Below are 1,327 nucleotides of genomic sequence, written 5' to 3'. Positions count from 1 at the left end.
ATGTCTCGTCCTAAAATATGGCTACAGGTTAAAAATTGATTTACGCTGCATTTAGGTATACCGTTTCAGGTGTTTTAAAGTTTAAAGATAAGTGTAATCTTATTTCATTGTATAACTTGATTGCATTTTTTGCTGCACGTCTTGCGTGTGGCAGGCTATCGAAGGTCTGGTCGAGATAGAATTCGTCCTTGAGTATGCCGTTTACACGTTCAGCCATTGCATTTTCGTAACAATGATTTTCTTCGGTCATGCTGATTCGGATGTTGTTTCTCTTTAAAATTTGCGTGTAAAGATTGCTGCAATATTGTATTCCTCTATCGGAATGATGAATAAGTTGTTTAATACTTCGACTAGGCTCAGTACAGGTATTTTTAGCTTGATACAAGGCCTTATTCAAAGCTCTCACACAGCCTTTAAGTTCCAGGCTATTGCTAATGTCATAGCCAACTATCTTACGGCTGTGCACATCTGTTATGAGTGCGAGGTAACAGAAGCCCTTGATGGTTCTGATGTAGGTTATATCACTTACCCAGACTTGGTTTGGCCTATTGACTTCTAGATCTTTGATGATGTTCTTGTACTTATAGAACCTGTGCAATGAATTTGTGGTTCTACAGCTGTATTTCTTTCTACGGATAAGCATATCGTGTTTTCTGAGGATGTTGAATAAAGTATCTCTGCCTATTTTTAAATGGGCATTTTTAAACTCTTGGTCCAATGATCTGGTTAGTTTTCTAACGCCTTCCCTTGGAAGGGATTTGCGCCTGTTCTTGACTATTTCCAAAACCCTTTTCTCTATCTCCAAACGTTTGTCCTCCCTGCGTTTGTACTTGTAGTAGGCATCACGTTTTAGACCGAAACAGGCTGTTATGGTTGTTAGGGAAGCAAATCCCTTAGCTTTTTCCTTGGCCTTCATCAGGGCTTGATATTTAGCTTTTTTTTTAGCTCAAGGACAGATTTATATCCCAACTGTTCTGCAGCAACCTCAAGATAGGATTCGTCAATGAGGGCATCCATATCTTTTTTCAAGAGCAGTTTTTTAAGTTGTTCAATCTCCTTTTGGAGCTCTTTAATACGGGTTATTTCATCCTTTGTTTTGACGGTCACTCGGGTATTCATAAGGTCTTTTCGGTTATATTTCCTAATCCACTCATTAATGGTTGTTGGGTTAATGCCATAGGCCTTACCTAATTGATACTTGTTTAATTTTCCGGTTGTAAGTTCGTCTAAAATTTTCAGTTTAAAGGGTTCTGAATACCGTCTGATTACTTTGTCGTTTTTGTACATAATGTTTAAAATTATGTAGCCTTTATTCAGGACGGGTCAA

General features: G+C 38.1%; 2 protein-coding genes. Both read right to left on the bottom strand.

Translation table 11 applies throughout. The features are described 5' to 3' along the window. Positions 1–40: 40 nt before the first annotated feature. On the bottom strand, positions 41–916 hold the full coding sequence (locus tag FVB9532_RS19265) for an IS3 family transposase (RefSeq protein WP_150546811.1): 876 nt from the start codon (positions 914–916) through the stop codon (positions 41–43). Beyond that, complete coding sequence (locus tag FVB9532_RS19260; RefSeq protein WP_150546810.1) at positions 916–1,287, bottom strand: transposase; 372 nt, start codon at positions 1,285–1,287, stop codon at positions 916–918. The genes FVB9532_RS19265 and FVB9532_RS19260 overlap by 1 nt, the downstream gene beginning before the upstream one ends. Positions 1,288–1,327: the final 40 nt, after the last annotated feature.

This window comes from Mesonia oceanica (assembly GCF_902499555.1).
Lineage (GTDB): Bacteria > Bacteroidota > Bacteroidia > Flavobacteriales > Flavobacteriaceae > Mesonia > Mesonia oceanica.
This window is presented reverse-complemented; position numbering and strand designations above follow the sequence as displayed.

Coding starts and splice junctions, on each gene's coding strand:
- FVB9532_RS19265 (WP_150546811.1), bottom strand. CDS start 916: ATGAAGGCCAAGGAAAAAGCTAAGGGATTTGCTTCCCTAACAACCATA.
- FVB9532_RS19260 (WP_150546810.1), bottom strand. CDS start 1,287: ATGTACAAAAACGACAAAGTAATCAGACGGTATTCAGAACCCTTTAAA.